Origin of the sequence: Streptosporangium sp. NBC_01810, assembly GCF_035917355.1 — a bacterium.
Classification (GTDB): domain Bacteria; phylum Actinomycetota; class Actinomycetes; order Streptosporangiales; family Streptosporangiaceae; genus Streptosporangium.
On the sequence record NZ_CP109070.1, the window covers coordinates 7545392 to 7563143 of the forward strand.

10 protein-coding genes are annotated in these 17752 nt (G+C 61.7%); 3 read left to right on the plus strand and 7 right to left on the minus strand.

Annotated features, from left to right (window positions below):
- Positions 1–160 precede the first annotated feature (160 nt).
- The 6 genes from OIE13_RS34175 to OIE13_RS34200 form a co-directional block, all read right to left on the minus strand.
- Positions 161–1915 carry a DUF1998 domain-containing protein gene (locus tag OIE13_RS34175; protein WP_326829254.1) on the minus strand — a complete coding sequence of 585 codons (1755 nt, stop codon included), beginning with the start codon at positions 1913–1915 and terminating at the stop codon, positions 161–163.
- Complete coding sequence (locus OIE13_RS34180) at positions 1912–5073, minus strand: helicase-related protein (RefSeq protein WP_326829255.1); 3162 nt, start codon at positions 5071–5073, stop codon at positions 1912–1914. The genes OIE13_RS34175 and OIE13_RS34180 overlap by 4 nt, the downstream gene beginning before the upstream one ends.
- Entirely contained in the window at positions 5070–6878 is a 1809-nt protein-coding gene (locus tag OIE13_RS34185; protein ID WP_326829256.1) for a UvrD-helicase domain-containing protein, read from the minus strand. Before OIE13_RS34185 ends, OIE13_RS34180 begins: the two co-directional genes overlap by 4 nt.
- Before the next feature lie 4 nt (positions 6879–6882).
- Positions 6883–11589 carry a DEAD/DEAH box helicase gene (locus OIE13_RS34190; protein WP_326829257.1) on the minus strand — a complete coding sequence of 1569 codons (4707 nt, stop codon included), beginning with the start codon at positions 11587–11589 and terminating at the stop codon, positions 6883–6885.
- 232 nt (positions 11590–11821) lie between these two features.
- Entirely contained in the window at positions 11822–12466 is a 645-nt protein-coding gene (locus OIE13_RS34195; protein ID WP_326829258.1) for a hypothetical protein, read from the minus strand.
- A gap of 442 nt (positions 12467–12908) precedes the next feature.
- Positions 12909–14000 (minus strand): DNA cytosine methyltransferase, encoded by a 1092-nt coding sequence (locus tag OIE13_RS34200; protein ID WP_326829259.1) that lies wholly within the window; start codon positions 13998–14000, stop codon positions 12909–12911.
- 201 nt (positions 14001–14201) lie between these two features.
- Here OIE13_RS34200 and OIE13_RS34205 point away from each other — a divergent pair, with 201 nt between their 5' ends.
- A complete protein-coding gene (locus OIE13_RS34205; RefSeq protein WP_326829260.1) occupies positions 14202–14645 on the plus strand; it encodes a very short patch repair endonuclease in 444 nt (147 codons plus the stop codon).
- Between the two features lie 71 nt (positions 14646–14716).
- Entirely contained in the window at positions 14717–15502 is a 786-nt protein-coding gene (locus OIE13_RS34210) for a hypothetical protein (RefSeq protein WP_326829261.1), read from the plus strand.
- Positions 15503–15619: 117 nt separating this feature from the next.
- On the opposite strand, the gene OIE13_RS34215 is transcribed toward OIE13_RS34210, so the two are convergent.
- The gene (locus OIE13_RS34215; protein ID WP_326829262.1) at positions 15620–16477 is read right to left on the minus strand and encodes a DUF1932 domain-containing protein; all 858 of its coding nucleotides are present in this window, start codon (positions 16475–16477) and stop codon (positions 15620–15622) included.
- A 151-nt stretch (positions 16478–16628) separates the two neighbouring features.
- Here OIE13_RS34215 and OIE13_RS34220 point away from each other — a divergent pair, with 151 nt between their 5' ends.
- Positions 16629–17642: an IS630 family transposase gene (locus OIE13_RS34220; RefSeq protein WP_326635026.1), complete on the plus strand. Its 1014-nt coding sequence runs from the start codon at positions 16629–16631 to the stop codon at positions 17640–17642.
- Positions 17643–17752 lie beyond the last annotated feature (110 nt).

A 17752-nucleotide genomic window follows, 5' to 3' on the forward strand; every position in this document is an offset into this window, starting at 1 on the left:
ACAGCTGAGAGTAATTCCCCCAGTTATCGATGTGGTATAAATTGCTCAAATTGGACATTTCGCCTCAGCTTGTTGCTGAGGGTGGTTAGCGATAACTCTACGTGTTAGGAAATTTCTGCTTGAACTACACTGTGGTGACTGCCGCTGAATGTGTTAAGGTCTAGCTGGCTGTGAGGCCTGCAGCGTTCGAAGAAAAGAAGCCGATTCGCGGTTCTTCGTGCGTTCCTATTAGTGTGCCTCGGTCCAGTAAGGTGTTGTATTCTTCGCAGCTGGTCTCCGGCAGTAGGACACACGCATGGCAAGCCGCTCGGTTAAGGTTGTCAACCCCGGAAACCTGACTCTCGATGCACAGCGGGTCGGCCGAGCACCAGGAGACTCGGTCAAGAGCCCGGTGGATTGACGTGCTGAGGTCACCGGATTCGACCTGTGCGACGATGCCGCCGAGGCTTCCCGCAGAGTCGCTCGTTGCTGTGTAAATGAGCAGCCCGGCCATGGTGTCCGAAACGTAGAGCCGCTCGCGCAACGAGGCCGCCGGATAGCCGGAGTCGAGACTCCACTCGTTGATGACGGCGTGGGCGAGCGTGTGGATCAGGACCAGGCGCGGAGTGACCAAGCGGTCCGGTTCGGCTCCTCGGCTCAAGAAGCGTTGCCGATACCCTTCGCCGAGAGGTGCGATGCGATCGACTACCTCTGGCCGCTTTTCCCATTCGGTGAGGCGCTGCTGGTCGAGGGTGAGGAAGACGCCTTCACCGATGACCTCGATGGCGGGCAGCCAGTCAGGGCGGTCGTCGTCTCGGTGTAGCGACGCCAGACGCTTCCTGTCTCCCGGGGTGGGTGACTCGATGCGCGTGAACGCCTCCAGGACGCGCACCTCACGAAGACGTTTGACCCGCATCACCTGGTCGACGGCCAGGGCCGGGTCGAGTACGAGGTTGTCCGGCGGGACACACACGAAGTCCTGGTCTCCGGAGGTCTCCGGCGTTGTGTTAGCAAGCGCTTGGTATTCCTGGGCTTTGAGGTCGGCCTCGGAGTAGTCTTCCAATCCAGCCTCAATACGACGCCGTTGCTCGACGGCCTCCACGATGTTGTCGATGCCGAAGGGCTTTCCCTTGGCCAGTTCCATGTCTTCGACGGTGTCACGAAGGTGGCGAGTCTTACCCAGCGTTTTCCAATGCTTCTCGATCAGCTTGTGAATCGCCTCCGACCAAGGTGGGATCGAGAGCGCGGAGCGAACCGCTGAAAACCAGACTCCTGAGGCACCTCGCTGCATACCGCGCGGGATTTCGTCGCATTCTTGAGCCTGATCGCTTCCAAGCCAGGGGCGTTGTCCTGTGCACCTGGCAATCCCTTTCAGAGCACCCTTGCTAAGAGCGCCTTCCATCGAAACCCGCTTACCACACTTGCAGGCGATAACAATGTCACGAAGGGCGGCGCTGCGTCCCGTGGCCTCAATGGTCATCTCGTGTTCGGTTCCCGTGCCCGGAGAGCCGGCGTGAACCCAGCGAAAGTACGGGAAGTCGTCGATGTGGCCGTTTCCGCAGCACACCACGAATCGAGAGGGTACGAGTTCACGATCGTGCACCTTGCATTTGGCGGTGCCGCGATGATTTCCCCACTTCCAGTGCTCTTTGAGCGTGCCGGACTCGGGGCAGGAATGCCATATCGGGAAACGGATCACCGGCACGTCGCCTTTGCCTTCGTACTGCGATGCCGGGGGCAGACGGAATCCGCGAACCCGAAGCTGTTTCTGGAGTCTGGGTTCGTGGATGAAGTGTTCGTCGTCGTCGCCCGAGTCGGACCAGCGGTCAATTCCAGCGATCATGTACGAGTTGCTTTCGACTGCGATGAGCGAGCCGACGCCGTACGTGGTGATGAGCTGTGCTCGTCGCACACCACCGATGGAGTTTCGGCTCATCGCAGTCCCCTGTCCAGATAGAGCATGGATTCCACGTCCACATCACGCAGACTCCACAAAGTCGGCATGGTATCCGAGATCTCGTCGTTGGATTGGTCGTATCGGCCGGCGTCCATCAGAAGGCCGTTGCCGGGATTCCTGAAGTCGTCGTAAACGAGATTCGGTTCGTTGTCGGCACGCTCAAGCCATTTGCCGATGACCTCGTCGATCTGCTTCGCGGTGGCCGCTCGCTCGGCTTCGCCCGCAACCGTCTCCACCCGATCCAGAACGGTGTCGCAGAGCTCTCGCAGCTTGCTCTCGAAGTCGTCGATCGATGCCGCAGCCTGCTTGGGGCGCGCCTCCGGGATGAGAAGCCGCGCGAGTCCGATGACCACGGCGTGGATCGCACGGTCACGGGCACGTGCTGAGAACGGTGTGACGCTGGTTGCCTCCACCTGTCGGTACAGCGCCGAATGGTAGGCGGTGAAGTTCTCGTAGTGGGAGCGGTCACGTGAGCGCATCGAGTTGAACAGCGTTGTTACCAGGCCGGGCCATGTACGGCCGACTCGACTGGTCGCCTGGATGTACTCCGATGTCGACTGCGGTTGTCCCATGACGACCATCAGGCCAAGGCGATCGACGTCAACTCCCACGGAGATCATGTTGGTCGCGAGGATCACATCGATGGCTTCCTCGGGGAGGGACTTCGCCATGTCCTGCAAATGCCGAGGTATCGCACTGGAGGGTTCGCGGCTGGTGAGTTCGATATCCCAGAGGATCTCGCGTTCCTCCTGTTCAAGCTGTTTGGCGAGCAATCCCAACCGATCGCTCACGTCGTCTTGGACCTGTAGCTTGGCGCCCGCGAGGAGACGTAGGCTGTTGAAGTAGCCGAGCAGTGTCCAGTAAGCGTCTCGAACCTGATCCGTGCCTTCGATCGCCTTGGAGTGGTGCAGAAACGAGGCGTACGCTCTGACCAGGAGGGTCGTCTGGCTGGTGGCGGGGGCGAGCAGACCCACGTACAGCCGGCTCGCCTTTTCCGTTGGGGGCGTTTCCACGGAGAAGTACGAATCTCGCGCATCCAATCCTGGGGGAGGGAACTGGTTGACCTCACGGTTGAACAGTGCCAACCCCTGCCGGGAGGCGCGGCGGATCGTGGCCGTGGATGCCACGACCTTCGGGTGTTCTGCGGCGAGATCCACCGCTGTCTCGTAAAGGCCGGCGAGGGTGCCCAGAGGGCCGGAGATAAGGTGTAGCTCGTCCTGGATGATCAGCTCCGGTGCGGGCTCTTTGGTCGTGAGGTTGAAGAGCTTCGCGACCTGATCCCCTCTCCAGGGGATGCTTGCGAACTTGTCCGCGGTGGCGATGATCAGAGTCGGTCTCGCCGCGTAGATGGTCTCGTCCACGACATGGACAGGAAGGCCGTCCTGGAATTCGCATCCGTCGGTTCCGCAGGCGATCGTCAGCCGGTCGACCGTGATCACATAGTTTCGATAGTCCAGGGCATGGCCGCACCAGGGGCAGGATCTGATCTGGACAGGATTCTTTTCCTGCACTTCTTCCCGCCGGCCAAGCTTTCTGAGGGCGGTCTTCGCGTCGTCGAGGCTGTTGGGGGTCGAGCCCTGGCCGACCCACATGCCGATGGAGATCTCCGCACTTCCGAGCGACGAAGGCTGTTTGCGGCGAATCGACTCCATGCAGCACATGAGCAGGGCGGCTCGTTCGAACTGCTGGACCGTCAACAGTCGCAAGGTGTAGCGCATGAGCACGGTGACCCCTCCGCCGTTGCCGGGGTCACGGAGGCGCCGGAGGAAAACCGTGAAGGCGATCAGTCCGAGATATGCCTCGGTTTTACCGCCACCGGTGGGAAACCACAGGACATCGGCAATTTTGCGGTCTGGCGATTTTTTGTCCACCACCCCGCCGAGTGAGAGCAGGACGAAGGCGATCTGGAAGGGGCGCCAGATGCCCTTTGACTCGTCGGGACCGCCAGCTGGGCGCCCTTTCTTCAACCAGTCCGTCCGTGCACGTTGCATCGCCATGGCTCGGTTGGCCAACCGGAACGCCTCCATGACGGAACCGGTTAGGAGCCCGATGCCCACTTCCATCCGATCGCACGCCTCGTCACATGTCTTGAGGTGATCAAGCGCGATCTTCTTGAAGTCGGTGTCGACGAGTTGTTCGGCCTGGGCTCGGCGGTCTCCGATCCAGCCGCGATATCCGGAGGTGAGGCCCTTGAGGGCTGAGACAATTTCCGAATCAGTGGCGCTCGCCAAGTACGCCATACCCAGGGATCGTGTGTCGATTTTTGGGTTTGAGTCGGCCAGTCGGAGGTCGTAGGTGGGGACGAAGGTCGTTCGGATCCGTTGCGCGGCCCGGATCGAGGCTACGTCGTTGATCTCATTTGGCGCATGTTCCCACTCGACGGCGCACCCGTGGCCGGTGGCGAAGGTTGGTGCGTGCCGGTAGAGCAGCCGGTAGGAGTTCAGCTCCTCATCACCGTCCGACTTTCCGGGAGGCATGCGTTCGACGAATGCCGCCGCCTCGTCGGGTGCCGTCACAGTGATTCGCGGTTGGAAGAACGACACCGCGTCTCGATCTCCTCCATGTGAGACCTTGACGGTGTTCAGGAGAGCTATCGTGACGGCGACAACACCGTGATCGTTCGCCGGACGGATACGCGTGAAGAGGTCCAAGCCGTCCGCAACCTCGTTTTGACATTGACCTGGTGCGGTTACGTCTACCGACTTAAGCGGGATGGACAGTGGACGGCGTTGCCAACGCTCGTCGATGTTGTCCGTGGACCGCTTGCGAACCCTTTCCACGGAGCTCTCCGACACATACTGTGCGGCTTCCACCAGCACGGTAATCGTCTTGCTGACGTTCGTGTCGACGGCGAAGGTCAGACCCATGGAGGAGGGGTAGCGGACGTTGGCCATGGTGACGGCAGGGTCCGGTACGGAGTCCGGATCGATGTGTCGGCCCTCCGCCTCCGCGTCGAGTGACATCTCCGCTTCGGCGGACTCGCTCTCATCCTGCGGGAAGAGGATCCCGGCCGCGTACTTGGTGATGGGACGGTCGGTGATTACCTCGCTGTTGTCGGAGTCCATCGGTCCGACGAGATCAAGCTCTGTCTGTCTGACCAGCTCGGACCTGAACCGGTAATGCTCGGCAAATTTCACTTCCGCTCCCTGGGGGGCCATTCGAATCTTCCCAGTCCCGCAATCCGCGGACGTAGCCAGACACCTGACCAGCCCAACCCGCTGTTCTGTCCTGCGGCGTCGCTGCCGACAACGGTTTCGACGCAGTCCACGTACAAATCGTTGATCGACAGTGGCCATTCATGCCGATCACGTCCGGGCAGGATTTGCTTGAGCACCTGGGAGAAGGCGGCCGAGGTCACTCCGACCGGGGTGCCGTCGTGCTCCACGATGTATGAAGGTGGTCCGTCGTTGGTTGAGGATGATGCTTGAACCAATGACACGAGATCACCGGAAGCGACTTTGGTCGCAAGGTAGAGCTGCGTAGTCAGAGGGTCGGCTGTGAAACCGATGCTTCCCGCCGGATTTTCCGCATGGATGTCCTCTGCTTGCATCTCAATGCTAAAACGGGCGTTCCTGTATTTGCCGAAGCCGGCTTCCCCCCAGCGTCCGCATGAGAACTTCCTCAGGCGGCCGTGCTGGAGCGTGTTGACCGGCCGAATGTGAAGGAGGAGATCGCGGGGGCGGGTCATGGCCACATAGAGTGTTCGGGCCTTCTCCGCCTGTTCCACCGGGTCTTCACCGGCCTCACCTGGGTCGACCACGATTACCTGATCGAACTCCAGTCCCTTGACCCTGTGAATGGTGGAGACGACAAGTGTGGCCGGGTGCTGGCGTGTCAGCTCGTCGGGCACGTCACCTCTGGCGAGATGGTTTCGAACATCCGACAGGTTCAGGCTTCTGCTGCGTCGGTTGGTGTCCATCCGCTTGAGGAGCGGCCAGATCTCGTCGGCCTCGGCGCCGTTCTCCGCGAGGACAGCGGCGACGTCGTTCTGTCCGGCCCTCGAATCGAGTCGCCGGAAAAGCTCGGCCATCCATTTGGGGATCACCCTGTCCTGTGCGGACCGCTGCAGCCTGTGTGCGACTCCGCTCCTGTGGAGTTCGCGCGAGACGAGAAGCGCCTCTCCGTTCGTACGGCACAGCAGCGCGGTGGGTGTCGCCAGTTCGGTGAGCAGGGGGACGGCGTCCTCCAGCGCGCCGAGAGGCATGCTGTCGAGCAGCCCGGTGCGGAGCCTCCGTTGTATGCCCGCGTAGTCGGCGTTCTCCTGCCCCAGCTCCGAACCTACGGCGAGTGCCACCCGTGCTTCGTCGTGTCGCGCACGGAAGTTCTCGGTCAGCTCCTTCTCGATCAGATTCTTCCCAAAGCGGGCTCGAACCCAGGAGTAGAGGGCGGCGGCACCGCGGATACGATCCTTCGGGTCGTCGAGTTGGAAGCCGTAAATTCCTTGGGCGGGATCACCCAGCAGCGTGAAACCCCCGGAGATCCTCTCCAGCAGTACCTTCACCAGCTCGGCCCGGACACCGACCAGGTCCTGGACCTCGTCGACAACAAGATGACGAATGTCAGCTGCGAAGTCACCGGCCTGGTCATCGTCGCGGAGAAGGCTCGTCGCCTCGCGGATCCGCTGATCGTAGGACGAGTGCTGCCAGGTGCCCTCAGGCGTGATCTCAGAAAGCAGTTGGGTGGCGTACGAGTCAAAGGTGCGCACTTCGACATGTTGAGCATTTTCGCCGTACACAGCCAGCCGGTCACGGACCTCCCGAACCGCGGCACGGGAGAAACTGAGGACAAGAACCTCGTCCGCGCCCAGTCCTTCGTCTTCGATCAAAGCGCTCAGCCTGCGTATCAGCGTGAAGGTTTTTCCGGTGCCGGCGCCTGCAGTGACGAGTAGTCGAGCGTCGCCGGGTTGCTCGGCGATGTCACGTTGCTCGTCGGTGAGTTCCATCACCTCACTCACCGTTCCACAGATACTCGAACTGCCGGAAGGCGAGTTGCTCACCGTACTGGGCGATGTTGTCGGCGACGTTGACGATAAGGCATTCCTCCTTGCCGCCGTTTTTCGGCCCTCGAAGACCACGACCGATCATCTGCTGATACACGTTGGGACTGTACGTGGGGCGGGCCACTACCACGGCCCGCGTCGCCGGGGCATCGAAGCCTTGGCTGAGGACGCCGTAGTTCGTCAGCACGCGGATCTTCTTTTGGCCGAACTGTTCGATGGTGTGGCGTCGTACGCCGTTGTCGGTGCTTCCGGAGAGCGCGGCGGCTTTTACACCCCTACGAACAAGAAGAGCGGCCATGGCCTGGGCGTGGCTGACCGACGTGGCGAAGAGGAGGATCTGCCAGTCCTTGGGAAGGCCGCAGATCTCGTCGAGGAGCATGTTGTTGCGCTCCTGGTCGGAACCGAGCCTCTCTTCGGCGCTGGCCGGCAGGCGGCGAAGCTGCTGCAGGTTCTCCTGTTCGTCCACGGTGAGTTCCAGCGTGGCCCCTTTAAGGACCTTGTGTTGAACACGAGCCAGGACACCCAGTTTCTGAAGGGTGAGATAGGGGTTCTCACCAAGGATTTCCGAACCGTCTCGATCGTGGTCGAGGCGGTTCTTCAGATATCGGCGGGCCAGACGTTCGGTCTCGTCGACACTGACCCCTCGGAAGGGGGTCGCACTGAGACCGATCAGGGGGCATCGGGTGCGGTGCGGTGTCAGGCCGAGTGCCTCCAGCATCCGCGTGTACCGGGGGCTGATGGAGGTGTGTGCCTCGTCGACGATCACCGCCTGGGCGTTGCGGAGCCACTCGTACCCCTCGGTTCCGATCACAATCTCGAGTTTGGCGTCGGTGGCGACGACCAGATGGAACCCTTCGGTTACAGGATCGGCTTCGTTACCCGACCAGAGGCGACTGATGGTGAGAGGTTTGGTGGGACCGATGTTCTTCCAGACGAAGTGCCAGGTCTGCACTGCCTGCTCACACAGTTCTTCCGACTGGGCAATCCACAACACCGGTCGGGACGCCTGCTCGTCTGGGAGTGTGCGCAGTGTGCGGGTAATGGCTTCCACCGCGACACGGGTTTTGCCGGCGCCGGTCGGCAGGCTGAGCATGCCGCGTTGTTGTTGTGGATCTCTACTCTGCAGGACCTCGCACATCCGTTGGACCATGCGTTCCTGGTACTCATGCAAGGGGGGAAAATCGACCGGACCCTCCACCGTGATGAACGGCTCCAGCGACGGACGGCGGAATCCCGCGAACTCTGCGGGGAAGCCCAGGTCCTCGGTGAACTTCCTGGCCTCGTGACCACCTGCCATCTGTGTGGGGAGTGTGAAGCCGCTTTTTTCCAGCTCAGGACGATACTCCCTGAGAACCGCCGTTCCGTGGACGGAGATCGCGAGCTCCGCCGCGGTTCGGTCGTCGATCTTTCCCTCCTTGGCTTCGACCGCGTCGATGACGATCTGAGGGATCTTCTCCTTGATGGTCTTGGCAGGAAGCATGGCAAGGAGTTTGTCTGCGGCGTTTTTCTCGTTGCGGACCTTGACGACCCGCTTGCTTCGCCGGGCCTCCTCCTGCTGGCGCAGCACCTGCCGACAGCGCTCCTCGGTGAAGCCGAGATTGAGCAGCGCGCTGAGCCTGCGTATGAGTTCGAGGTCGTCCTCTCTTTCGCACCAGTAGACGGTGTCATCCTGGCGGCCGATGTCGAGAGGTTGCGAGATCTGGCCGGAGGGTGTGCGGATCAGTTCGTCGAGTTCCTTGCACCGCACCAGAGCCAGGCGCTGCGCGGGCCGGCCGGCGACAAGCCGTAGGGCGGGGAAGACGTCTTCCAACGGGGTCGCTTCGCCGAGAGGAGTCACCCGAAGCTCGGTGACGAGAGCCTCGTCGAACGACTTCATTCCCCACTCTTCGACGAGCCTCGCGCAGGTCTGGGAGTCGGGGGCGAGAACGGCGGGGACATCGTGGAAAAGCAGCCGTTTGTACTGGGCCTCGTCGGCGGTGACGGCGACGTCCGAAGTGGGAGACGTGATCCATCCGTCTCGCTGCCGGCACCGGACCTCTTCGGGAGCGGACAGGACGATTTCCGCCAGTCCGTAGAACGCACCCACCTCTGCAGCGTCTTCACTCGTTGCGATTTTCTCGAAGAGAACGGACCAGAGGCTTCCGGGAATCTGTTCCAAGCGTTCCGGGAGCTTGAGCGCTGCGGAGAGAGCCGCGTCGATCTTGGCCACGGGAAGAATGTGGGAGTGTTCTTCGAGCCCGAGACCGAGGCACTGTCGCACCGGAAGGAGGCCGCGAGAGGTCGGCAGGGTGCCGTGCCGTTTCACCATCCAGATCAAGGGCGAAACGACCGCCAGGGGGGCATCGCCTCGCCGTGTCCTTGCTCGGACATGCCACTGGGTGACCAAGCCTACGGAAGGTATGGCCGTAAGGAAACGGGCGCAGGCCTCCTTGCTCAGGCGTGGGAGCAGACCCAGTGGTCCGGACGGGTTGGTGCCCTCCAACAGGATGCTCTGTTCGTTCGGCCTTCCCACATTTGAAGGAAGCTTCTTGTAATAGAGATCGAGAACCTGTTCCCGATATGCCGTGAACCAGATCTCCTGCGACGGGTCCATGGAGACGTGTGGGCCGTCCAACATGCCCAGCGTACGGAGCATCCCGATGTCGGCATGGTGGAATGCGGTATCGACGACGAGATCGTGATCGGACTCCGAGCCCTCCGGAATTACACGGCCGGGCAGCAAGCAGTTGTGCAGGAATAGAAAACGGTTTGCCCGCACCCGGACCTTGAGTTGACGGGGACCCACTCCGTGCTCTTGGAGGTGCCCAACGGCTCGCTCGGCTCCCGCCTGGCGGGCGAGATGCCAGAACCTCTCCCAGTCGGTGTCCTGATAGTTTCTGAACCCTTGCTTGACGACCGCGGCGAACCGTCCCAGTGCGTCTGCTTCCCGAATTCCCAGTACTCCCAAAGCCCATGAGGCCGTTGAATCCTCTTCCAGCTTCGGGTCGACAAAGATCAAGTCATCCGTGGAGAGATCCAGTGAAGTGCGCCTGAAGACCGTGTCCGCGACAGGCGCAACCATCTCGCCCGACTCCGTCCGTAGAATCCGTGCCTGTCGAGCCTGCTCGGCGTAGGCGGACTCTCGGTGAGCCATGTCGGCCACGATCGACAGTGCCACCGCCGACGCGGCGACACTGCCGTCTGAAACGAGGGCCTCCAGCCATACGCGGACGCTGCTGGGCTTTCTGCCGGCACGCTCCAAGACGATCTCGGCTCGAGATCTCCGAGTGGTCTCTTCGATCGACTCGTGACACCAGTCGACAGGGCGTCCGGGATAAGCGGCCCAGAGGGTCAGCCACTCCTTGTTCAACTTCTCCGGATGCAGCTTGATCTCAATGGGCTTCCTGAGGCGTCCTGTCTGGTCGGGAAGCGAAGGGCGCTTGGCCGCGGAATCGTAGACAAGGTTGGTCAACATGCCGTCCGCCCAGTTTCGGGCCTCCTTGCCGCGAGCCGTGATCAGAGTCAGGTGGCGGGCCGGATCCTCAGGGGTGGATAGCTCGGAGAGGGACCCGACGATGAGTTCGGCTGCCGCCGCCATCAACTCTTCGTTGAATGTGTTGTTCTGGAGCAGGTTTTGGCGATCTTCGTTGGTCTTCCACGGAGCATTGAGCACGCCTCGGAGCGTGGTCTCGTACGTTGTCGGGAAGAACGCCCAGAACTGGCCCGGCCCTGGTTGGCCGGACGTGGGGACCGCCCATGCCAATGGAATCTGGGTGCGATCGTGATATTCGCCCGCGTCCTGTCGGGCCTTGGCCGTTGGTGTGTGGATGGTCTCGAAGACCACCCATTCGGAGGTGTTCGTGCCACCGTCTTCGTTGGTGAGCAGGGTGCGCCGGGCACCCTCGCCGTGGACGTGGATCTCGCGGCGGATCATATTCCGAAGATCTTTACGATCTTCGAGAATCACTTTCCCGACATGCGGGGAGAAGATCGCGAATTTGGCGGGGAAGTCTTTGAGGTCGCGTGCGAGTCGGGCGGCGTGATCGCCGGTGAGCGGAAGCTTTACCGCCGTGGTGGCCCACGTCATGAGCTCGTCGAGAACGGAGTCTCTGCGACGTTCGGCGGCGGGTTCCAGGAGATGTGCAATTCGTAGGACAGGTGTCGGACCGCTGTACTCGACCCTGCTGGTGATGCTGCGACGGGCCTGAACGGCATCCCAGCCGAACGACCCGGTCCTACTGAAGAACTGAGGACGGTTGGAGATGCTCAGCACCGACTTGAAGCCAAGTCCGAAACGGCCGATCTCGGTGCCACGCTTCCGCGACAGGTGGGAAGCCAGGATCGTCTGGGCACCCTCGGGGCTAACCGGGGTGCCGAGATTGGCGCAGTAGAGAGCCTCCTCCGTCAGGACAACCTGGATTCTTCCGCCTGGTTCGTTTTGAAGTTCATCCGCACCGTTCTGAACCAGTTCGTACAGCTGGCGGCGACCGTACCCGCCCTGAGTGGTCGACCGCTCAATGTTCGCATGTTCTTCGATTAGCGTCGGGTTGGCCTCGTAAGAGCGTAGGCACATCTCTGATTGACGCAGGACGATCTGTGACACCAGGCTCTCTGCGCCTGCCCATGGCCGTGCGTTGTTCGAGTCGGCAGCGGGTGAGGGGCGGGCGGCAGTCACTGATCTGACTCCTTGTACTGGAACGAATACTTTGGGGGAAGCGTCGACATGCCGGTAGGGGGCTGAAGCGGTCGGCTACTCAATCTTTTCATTGGTCGCTGATTGCGCTTGCCGAATCATCGCATTGAAGTTTTGTCAGCTTGGGGTTTTCCTGGGAGCTCAATATTCGATGCTATATTCGAAATAATATTTTCTTGTAGAATATCAGATCGATTCCATCATAGTTGGGCTCTTAATCCTCAAGCTTGGCGAGACGATAGAACCCTGGAGCCAGCATCGGGTCGTCCTCATGCGAAAGGATCAGCCATCCTTCGTCCACCAGGTCGCGGATCTCCTGGCGCCACGTCGGAACCCCCGCCACCTGCTCAAGCTGCTTAGGGGCTGCGGGCCAAGGACAGAGGTGCAGTAGGTATTCGATGATCTTTTCCTTGGGCTTGGAACCTTTGATCGAATCGATGACCTGTTGGCTCTGCGCCACCTCCTTGGCGAGTTGAGCGTCGTCGAGCCGGTAGGGGGCGCTCGAACCGGAACCGAGGCAGTCGATGTCCCAGCCGATAGCCCTCAGTTCACGGATGCGCCGTGCCCACTCGCGGATGCCGGATACGCCTTCCAGGGCATGAGGGGGCACTGTCTCGGCCACGTGGCCGCGGAGGTACAGGAGCAATGCGCTACGTGCTCCTCCCAGAAGGCTCTGTCGCACGTCGGCTGAGGCGTCTCGCGCTTCGGAGAAGAAACCCCCAAGTTTGGCTGCCGTTTCCAGCCAATCGACTGCGGTCAGACCATCTCTGGGCGTGGCTCGGACCAGTTCGAGTGCTTGTTCTAGGGACTTCTCCAGGTCGTCGAGCTGTGCTCTATGCCCCCGTGATGTTGAGCTCATGTGATTACTCCTCGGGTGTTGCTGCACGCTTTCCGTTCTCCTGTGTACTCCAAGTTCTCGCGGTCAGATTAGGCAATGCGTCTGACAAACTTCGTATGAAGCGGCCGTTTGAGGGAGAAACTGGCAGTGAGGTGACCCGGATTCCCGGGGAGGTCGATGAGCTGCGACGTCTAACCTGACCCTCGACTCCTCACCACGCGTGTTCAGGAGAAATCGTTCACGTCACTGGTGTTCGGCTGCCGTCATGATATCCGCAGAGGGGGCCGCGAACGATACAGGCATCCAGGGATGTACTGCCGAGCCGGATGGGCCAGCGTGGGACCCGACACCGTCTCGACTCTTCGGGCTCTGTCGTTCTGGATTCCTGGAGCAGGTTAAGTGTGTCGGCCACCCAGGAAGTTTAAAGGTCCTATGTGGCCGAGCACCAAATCGTTTCCGCCCATTATGCCTCAGGGGCGAGAGCCTCGTTCTTGAAGGCGAGTCCGTACACGAAACGTGCGAGCGCCTCGCCAAGCTTGGGAGGAACCGCGTTGCCGATCTGTCGGGCCACCTCGGTCTTGGACCCTACGAAGACGAAATCATCCGGGAAGCTCTGGATTATCGCCGCCTCACGATGAGTGATCGGACGATCATATTCCGGATGTAGGTAGCGGCCCTTCTCCGGCTTATAGAACTCCGTCCTGATCGTGACGCTGGGCCTGTTCCACCAGAGTCGACCCATCACATCGGTTGTCCCGGTGGGCTTGTTCGCCCAGCACCGAGGTTCCAGGTCCGGGCGGTTGCGCCGGAGGTCGAAGCGGTTGCCCCCCTCGGGGATCGCACGATAACGCTCTAGGGACATCTGCGTAGGATTGCGCCTGATGTGGAGATCTTGGCGGCCCTGGTCGTCGAAGGTGATCTCAGTATGCTCGGGGTGTTCGGGTAACTCCGAGATCTTTTCTCGCAGCGTCACATATGGAGTTTCCTCTTTGGACTCAGGTCCATGAGTTGGTTCCGGAGGCCAGGGAACCTCGTCTATGTCGCGTATGGCGACGAAGATCCCCCTCTTGCGTGTCTGCGGCACTCCATAGTCGGCGGCGTTGAGCACGCCGAAGTTGTATCTGTACGCCTTGAGGTCCTCATCGGTGACCATGAGTTCCAGAAGGCGAGCGAACTGCGCAGACTTCTGGAACTCCGGTACGTTCTCGATAACGAATGCTTTAGGCCGCACCTGGCGGACCGCCATCAGGTACTGCTGCCACAACTCGTTGATCTCGGCACGGCTCTCGTCGCTGCGATCACGTCCAAGAGGGCTGAAGCCTTGGCACGGAGGACCGCCGATGAGGACGTCGGCGATCGGATAGTCATCAAGAGGCACGTCTTCGATGGGGCCGTCGTGGACCGGGCACCCAAAGTTCTGCTTGAAGGTTCTTGCTGCGGCCCCGTCGATCTCAACCGCGTACACCGGCTCAAATCCGAGGTTGGCCTGTTTGAACCCCTGGGCCAGCCCGCCCGCCCCTGCGAACAGGTCGATCGTGCGGATCACCCTGGTCATTCAATGCCTCCCGTGGCCGTAAGGGTCGCTCTGTACCTCTCGACACCCGTGAGATCGAAGTCTCTCAGGTGTCAGGCGATCCTGGAGACGACCCGAGAGACAGTGAACACCTCCAGGGTGGAAAAATCGAGCGCCTGTTCGCACCGGATCTGACAAACCGCTCTACAGTCGGACGTCGATGGAGGCCTTACGGTTGTCGCTGTGACCAGATCCACGGAGTCATGGGCATCGAGCGAGGCCACGAGGGCGAGCATGAGGTCCAACAAGGGCCGTGATACCAAGCCCGAACTGGCCTTACGCCGCGCTGTACACGCGCTGGGGTTGCGCTACCGAGTCTCGTACCGCCCGCTCAAAAGGATTCGCCGAACCGCGGATCTCGTGTTCACGAGGGCAAAAGTGGCGGTCTTCATGGATGGCTGTTTCTGGCACGGCTGTCCTCAGCACCACACGGTGGCGGTTACGAACGCCGGCTTCTGGGCGGAGAAGGTTCGGCGAACGCAGGAACGCGACGCCGAGACCGACCGCTTGCTGGCCGAGGCGGGATGGCGCGTAGTTCGCGTCTGGGAACACGAGAACCCGGTGCAAGCAGCGCGACGAGTCGAGGAGGTGATCCGGCCGCATGCGGCCGAGGCCATCCATAAGTGAAAAAATCGCTACAAGAGCATATGGTTCACCACATGATCTAGAAAATCTGGATCGTGTGATCGGAGGACCATATGTCTCTGGTGACCACTGCTCTCGAAGTCGCGAAGCTCTTCGTGGCAGCTCCCGACGCTCGCCGTAAGTTCAACAGTTGGAACACGAACCCCAGACGGCGCCATGTGGCCAGGCATGTGATGGCGCACCGCACCGAGGTGGTGTACCGCCTCTCCCCTGCAGACATGGAGGTTCTTCTCCACCAGGAAGGACATGCTCTTGGGCACACCGTTGGCGCGCAGGCGAGAGAAATCGAAAGCATCGAGCGATGGAACCCGGCGTTCGCCTTCACACACGTCTTCCATTACATCCTGGAGTCGGAGGGAACGTTCCCCACCTGGGACGATGCATATGCTTTCCTGCAGTCCGACGAGTCGGCTCGGAGCATGTTGTGGGACCCTGTGCTGGAGAAGATCCAGGAGGTCTGTCGTGAAGGATGGAGTCGGGAGCAAGTTGAAGATGCAGTTACATGGAGAATCGGAAACTTCTACTATTCATTTTTGAGGGAAATCTATACAGTGGTTCTCCTCCGCGCTGCCGGGCTGGATGTTCGCGTTCATCCGTTGGCTGATGCCCTCTTCAGGGCGGATGCCTGGTGTGGACGCACCGTAATCACGATCTACGTTCGTAACTCCCGATACCGGGACGGGCAGGTGGGGCGCAAGCAGCCCGCCGAATCGATTCTTGCAGAGGCGGATCCGCCGTTTTCCTTCCACGCGATTGCGCTCCCACCGGCTTCCGAGTTCGGGGAGGCGCACCTACCCGATGACGATGAGATCCAAAGGGCGATCACAGCTCTTCGGTAAGATAGAGGTCGATGCCGGACCAAGTTCACTTGTCAACGAAACCGTGGTGCGACACGGTAGACAGTGGTCAGAATATGGCCACTTTAATCGGCCGTGAGCCAACAAGTGCGTGAAGAGCTATGACGCGGTGGGGCGGCGATTCAGCGCGTTAAAGATTTCTTCCAAAGTGGGGGAGGCGCCTTTAAAGTCGGCCAGCAGGTCGAACAACGCGGCGGCATGAACCACCAGTTCGGACGGAAGCCCGCTGTCGTGGAGTTCTTCGGCGGCCTCGCGTAGTTCGTCACCCCATCGCCAGCTTCGGCTGGCCACGCTGGGGAATTGCTCGGGATTGGAGGCCGGATGAGACCACCGGCTCATCTCCTCGGCCAGTTCGGAGGACAGCCCATGTTCCTGGGCCAGCGCGTGCCCAAGCAGGGCGAGTGCCCGGCCGGCCTTGTGGACTGTGCTGTGGGCTAGTTTCAGTGCTGATGCCTGTCCGAGGTCTTCGCCCAGCACGGTGGTGCGGAGCTCTTGCGCTGTGAACAGCGTGGTGGCGACGTCAACGCCGGAGGTGGGGCCAGAGAGGTAGAGACGGGTGGGCTGAGGCAGGTTTCGCGCTGGAGGCGGACCCATGATGCTGGCATCGACGACCTGTCCGCCACCGGCATGGACGCGGTCGGCGATCGCGCGGAGCGCCTGGGGTCGGATCGCGTTGGCCTCGATCAGCAGCCCATGAAATCCAGCCGTTACCAGATCCATGGCCACGGGGTAGGCGACGGCGGGCTCGACGATGGACAGGGCAATGTCGGCTTCGTTGGCCAGCTGGCGCATCGGTACTGAGATGAGCCCGCCGTCGTGGGCTCGCTGCCGTGTCGCCTCCGAGCGCCCCTCCAGACAGCACAGCAGCCGACGTTCCGGTGCGGTGAGCACTGTGGCGAGTGCCGCGCCCATCCGGCCGGGATGGAGGATTGCGATGGTCAGGGGAGGCTCGGTCACTAGGGCACCATCTTTCTCGCAGGCACCACTACGGTGCTTGGTGAAGGGACTCGGCGGGAGCCGGGGTGACGGTCTACTGAGCCGATCGTAAGTTTTGGTACGTGTTGGGTAGCGGTGGGAGATCGAGTTCCGGCAGGCGCATGCTGGGGGTATGGCGAGAAAAGGTCGCAGAGCGACGTTCGAGGAGAAGGTTTTCGCCCTCCGGTTGCTGGAGGAGGGCATGTCACCGGATCGGGTGGCCGAGGCGCTGGGGGTGGGCCGTGAGTCGGTGTTTCGGTGGAAACGCCAGGCCCGGGCAGGTGGTGACGAGGCGCTGCGGATCAAGAAGGCGCCGGGTCGGCCGCGGCGGCTGACGCCTGGGCAGGAGCAGAGCGTCAAGGCGGTGGTGCGTGATGTCACCCCCCGTCAGGTACTGGGGACGGCGGTGGCATTGTGGACGCGGGCGCTGGTGGCGTTGGTGATCGCGGCCTGGTTCGGGATCGGTTTGTCGGTGGCGGCGGCCGGGAGGTTGCTGCGCGGGCTGGGCCTGTCGCCGCAACGCCCGGCCTATCGGGCATGGCGGCGTGATCCGGCGGCCGTCACCCGGTGGACGACGGTGCTGTTGCCGCAGATCTGTCGCCTGGCCCGGGCACGGGGGGCGCTGGTGTTGTTCGCCGATGAGATGAGCATGCGCGTCGATCACCGCGCCGGGACCACCTGGGGACTGATCGGACAGACCCCGGTGGTGTGCGCCGGGGCGCAGCGCCGGTCGGTGAAGATGTTCTCGGCGGTCGCCGCGGACGGCACGCTGCGCTACCGGCTGTGGCACGGCTCGATGGACCGCTGGGCGTTTCTCGGGTTCTGCGCGCAGCTGCTGCGCACCGTCATCGGGCCGATCTTCCTGGTCGTCGACGGCTCCTCGATCCACACCGCCGCCGCGGTGCGTGATTTCATCGCACGTACCGGCGGCCGGTTGCGCTTGTTCTTCCTGCCCGCCTACGCCCCCGATCTCAACCCTGATGAGTGGGTCAACCAAAACATCAAGGCCCGGGTGGCTCGTGAGGCGGTCGCCGATGAACACGAACTGGCCGCGGCCATGCACAGCGGCATGCACCGGCTACAGAAACGCCCCGACATCGTCCGGGCCTTCTTCACCGACCCGCACCTGACCTACATCGGCGCATAACGCCGATAGTCCCAAAACTTATGATCGGCTCAGTAGTTCGGTCGCCGGTGTCGGTGACGAGTTCGCGGGCACGCTCCGCCCGGGCCGGCATCGTGTTGGTCTCCCGAGCA

Excerpts from the sequence above, each read along its gene's own strand:
- OIE13_RS34210 (WP_326829261.1), top strand. The coding sequence starts at position 14,717 with ATGTCTCTGGTGACCACTGCTCTCGAAGTCGCGAAGCTCTTCGTGGCA.
- OIE13_RS34200 (WP_326829259.1), bottom strand. The coding sequence starts at position 14,000 with ATGACCAGGGTGATCCGCACGATCGACCTGTTCGCAGGGGCGGGCGGG.
- OIE13_RS34175 (WP_326829254.1), bottom strand. The coding sequence starts at position 1,915 with ATGAGCCGAAACTCCATCGGTGGTGTGCGACGAGCACAGCTCATCACC.
- OIE13_RS34220 (WP_326635026.1), top strand. The coding sequence starts at position 16,629 with ATGGCGAGAAAAGGTCGCAGAGCGACGTTCGAGGAGAAGGTTTTCGCC.
- OIE13_RS34185 (WP_326829256.1), bottom strand. The coding sequence starts at position 6,878 with ATGGAACTCACCGACGAGCAACGTGACATCGCCGAGCAACCCGGCGAC.
- OIE13_RS34195 (WP_326829258.1), bottom strand. The coding sequence starts at position 12,466 with ATGAGCTCAACATCACGGGGGCATAGAGCACAGCTCGACGACCTGGAG.